The sequence below is a fragment of the Cryobacterium sp. M96 genome (assembly GCF_002929845.1).
GTDB classification, from domain to species: Bacteria; Actinomycetota; Actinomycetes; order Actinomycetales; family Microbacteriaceae; genus Cryobacterium; species Cryobacterium sandaracinum.
The window spans coordinates 1-3,725 of record NZ_PJJS01000008.1; the positions used below are offsets into that span (position 1 = coordinate 1).

Genomic DNA, 3,725 nt, shown 5'->3' on the forward strand with positions numbered 1-3,725 from the left:
GCTGGGCGGGCGGCGCGGCCGGGCGGGCGGCGCGGGCGGGCGGTGCGGGCCGTCTCCTCGGGCCGCGTTCCGATCACTCGGCGGTCCGTCTCGTCCGCGAACCGCCCAGCGTCGCCGTTTCTGCCCAATGACGCCGCTCTACCGGCGACGCTGGGCAGCAACGGCGACTCTCAGCGCAGCAGCGGGTCTCCGGTGCCGAAACCGACACGTGCGGTCGAGTGTCACGAGGGAGTGGCCCCGCCGACGCCAACACGCACCCCGCAGGCCCCGCCCGCCGCTCCCATTTGCCGCAGACACCTGCCGCGCTAGGCTGCCAGCGGAAAAAAGGAGACACGATGAGCAACACGGAAAGCGGCGACGGGGCCGAGCGGTACAACACCAACCAGAACGGGTCCGAGCAGAGCATGGTTCCCGTCGAACGGACCCCCGCGGAGGCCACCGACCGCCTCTCGCGGAAATTCGCGCAGGAATCGAGGCTGCGCATCCTTCGGAGCACGGCCGCCGTCGCCCGGTCCGAAGTCGACGCGCTGGCTGCCGTGCACCTCGACCCCGACACCCTCGAGGACCTGCTCGACACGGCCAGCCCGCGGGCGGCCGCACGATTGCGCACATCCGAGCACGAGATCAGCGTGCGCGTCGCCGACGCCCGTGAGAAGGCGGAAGCCGCCGAGGCCGCATACGAGCAGGCCGTGCTCGACGACTTCGACGAGGCCGAGCGCTAACCACACCGAACACGTCACACGAAGACGGATGCCGCGCACCGGCATCCGTCTTCTGCTGCCGCCTCTCCTGCGCGACAAAGCGCCCTCTGCCGCCGCGCCCCTCCGACGGCGTGTCCCTAGTCCGGCGCATCCCTCCTACGCCGTGTCGTGGTCCCGCTCCGCCTGCGCGATTCGGCCCACCGTTTTGAGGAAGCTGTCCGGGTTGAGCGAGATGGAGTCGATGCCCTCCTCCACCAGAAAGGCCGCGAAGTCGGGGTAGTTGCTCGGCGCCTGCCCGCAAATGCCGATCTTGATCCCGGCGGCGTGGGCCTTCTGAATGGCCTCGCGGATCATCTGCTTCACGGCGTCATCGCGTTCGTCGAAGAGGGCGGCGAGGTCCTCGGCGTCGCGGTCGACGCCCAGCACCAGCTGGGTAAGGTCGTTGGAGCCGATCGAGAAGCCGTCGAACCGGGTGGCGAAACGCTCCGCCAGGATCACATTGGCCGGAATCTCACACATCATGTAGATCTGTAGCCCGGACTCGCCGCGCACCAGCCCGTTCTCCGCCATCACCGCGAGCACACGGTCGGCCTCGGTCACGGTGCGGCAGAACGGCACCATCACGATCACGTTGTCGAAGCCGATCTTCTCCCGCACCTGCTTGATCGCCCGGCACTCGAGGGCGAAGCCCTCCCGGTAGCGCTCGTCATAGTAGCGGGAGGCGCCACGGAAGCCGAGCATCGGGTTCTCCTCCGAGTGCTCGAAGACCGACCCGCCGATCAGGTGCGCATATTCGTTGGTCTTGAAATCGCTCATCCGCACGATCACGGGGTCAGGATGATACGGCGCGGTCAGCTTCGCGATACCGAGTGCGAGCGTTTGCACGAAGTATTCCTTCGGGTCCATATATCCCCGGGTGAGCTCCTCGATCTGACGGATGGCGGCCCGGTCGGTGACCCGCTCCGGGTGAACGAGCGCCATCGGGTGGATCTTGATCAGGTTGTTGATGATGAATTCCATCCGGGCCAGCCCCACGCCGTCGGCAGGCAACCGCCACCACTCGAAGGCGGCGGCCGGGCTGGCGATATTGACCATGACCTTGGTGCGGGTTTTCGGCACGGTGCCAAGGTCGATCTCCTCGGTTTCGAAAGCCAGCTTGCCCTCGAAAACGTAGCCCTCGTCGCCTTCGGCGCAGGAGATCGTGATCATCTGGCCATCCGTGAGCGTGTCGGTTGCGATCCCGGTGCCGACGACGGCCGGCACGCCCAGCTCGCGGCTGACGATCGCGGCGTGGCTGGTGGGACCGCCGTGGTCGGTGACGATGCCGGCCGCGCGGGTCATGATCGGCACCCAGTCCGGATCGGTCATCTCGGTGACCAGGATGGCGCCGTCGACGAACTTCTCGATGTCGGCGGGGTCCTTGATCACGCAGGCCACGCCGCTCGCGATGCTGTCGCCGATCGCGACCCCGGTCACCAGCAGCGGCCCCGTCTCGGTCCGGGTGCTCACCGTGAACCGGGTGCCGCTCGCCTGCGAGTGCACGGTCTCCGGGCGCGCCTGCACCAAGAACAGTTCGCGGGTCAGGCCGTCTTTGGCCCATTCCATGTCCATCGGCCGGCCGTAGTGGTTCTCCACGATCACGGCCCAACGGCCCAGTTTCACGATCTCCGCGTCGGTCAGCACGAACGCCTGTCGCTCCCGATCGGGGGTGTCGATGGTGCGGGTGCGGGCGCTGCCGCCCTTGGCGTAGACCATCTTGCGGGCCTTCTCGCCGAGAGTTTTCTCAATGATGGGCGTGCAGTCGGGCTGGTCGAGCAGTGCCTTGAACACCAGGTATTTGTCGGGATTGACCGTGCCCTGCACCACCGTTTCGCCGAGCCCCCAGGCGGCGCTGATCACGGCCACGCCCGGAAAGCCGGTGTCGGTGTCGATGGAGAACATCACCCCGGAGCCGCCGACGTCGGCTCGGATCATCTGTTGCACGCCGATCGAGAGCGCCACCTCGAGGTGGTCGAATTTCTTGACCTCGCGGTAACTGATCGCCCGGTCGGTGAAGAGCGAGGCGTAGCAGCGGCGGCAGGCGTCGAGCAGATCGCGCTCGCCCGTCACGTTGAGGAACGTCTCCTGCTGACCGGCGAAGCTGGCGTCGGGCAGGTCTTCGGCGGTGGCGCTGCTGCGCACGGCCACGGGCAGGTTCGGATGCCCGGCCTTCTCCGACAGTTCCCGATACGAGGCACGGATGCCGTCGGCAATGTCCGCGGGAAACTCACCCCCCAGGAACAGTTCGCGCAGGGCCTCGCCCGTGACGCGCAGCGAGGCGCGGCCGTCGTGGAACAGGTCGAGCTGGCGCCGCAGTGCCGGCTCGATCCCGTTCGCCGCGATGAACGCGCGATAGGCGTTCGCGGTCGTCGCGAATCCGTCGGGCACCTTCACGCCATCGTCGCTGAGGGCACGGACCATCTCGCCCAGCGACGCATTCTTGCCGCCGACCTGCGGAATGTCACCCAGTCCGATCTCGTTGAACCACACCACACTGCTCTCGAGCATTGTTCTTCCACCCCTCTGTGAGTTCTGCGACCCGGTGATCTACGGCCCTACGGCTCTGCGGCCCTACGGCCGCGTGGCCGCGTGGCCGCGTGGCCGCGTGGCCGCGTGGCCGCGTGTCACGCGGATTGCGCCACGTGATGGCAACCTACTCCCCCCGAAAGTGTCTCCGGCTCGTTGAACCGCGCCCCGAACGAATTCGACGGAGATTTTGCCAAAATCCATCCCAAACACACCGGAAAGCCGCATTTTCGCCAGAATCTCCGTCGAATTGGTTCGACGTCGAGCATCCGTGCTTGCCAGGCTGGGCAGGCCTGCGGGCTCGCGGGAACGACAGTTCCGGTCGAGTTCGGCCCGCAGACCTGTCGCACTCGACCGAAGGTGTCGAGCTCGGCAGCGGATGGCCAGAGCCGCACCGCACCACCGCCGCACCACACCACTGCCGCACCGCACCACTGCCACACCGCCGCCGGCACCACC

The 3,725-nt window shown here is 67.4% G+C and carries 3 protein-coding genes; 2 read left to right on the top strand and 1 reads right to left on the bottom strand.

The features are described from left to right. Nucleotides 1-335 precede the first annotated feature (335 nt). A complete protein-coding gene (locus CXY79_RS00060) occupies nucleotides 336-722 on the top strand; it encodes a hypothetical protein (RefSeq protein WP_104099137.1) in 387 nt (128 codons plus the stop codon). A 135-nt stretch (nucleotides 723-857) separates the two neighbouring features. Here the strand turns inward: CXY79_RS00060 and ppsA are convergent, their stop codons facing one another. Continuing rightward, nucleotides 858-3,248 carry a phosphoenolpyruvate synthase gene (gene ppsA, locus CXY79_RS00065; RefSeq protein ID WP_104099138.1) on the bottom strand — a complete coding sequence of 797 codons (2,391 nt, stop codon included), beginning with the start codon at nucleotides 3,246-3,248 and terminating at the stop codon, nucleotides 858-860. A gap of 174 nt (nucleotides 3,249-3,422) precedes the next feature. Here ppsA and CXY79_RS16270 point away from each other — a divergent pair. Beyond that, a partial coding sequence (locus CXY79_RS16270) for a hypothetical protein (RefSeq protein WP_233191080.1) occupies nucleotides 3,423-3,725 on the top strand: 303 nt, incomplete at its 3' end.

Coding starts and splice junctions, on each gene's coding strand:
- CXY79_RS00060 (WP_104099137.1), top strand. CDS start 336: ATGAGCAACACGGAAAGCGGCGACGGGGCCGAGCGGTACAACACCAAC.
- ppsA (WP_104099138.1), bottom strand. CDS start 3,248: ATGCTCGAGAGCAGTGTGGTGTGGTTCAACGAGATCGGACTGGGTGAC.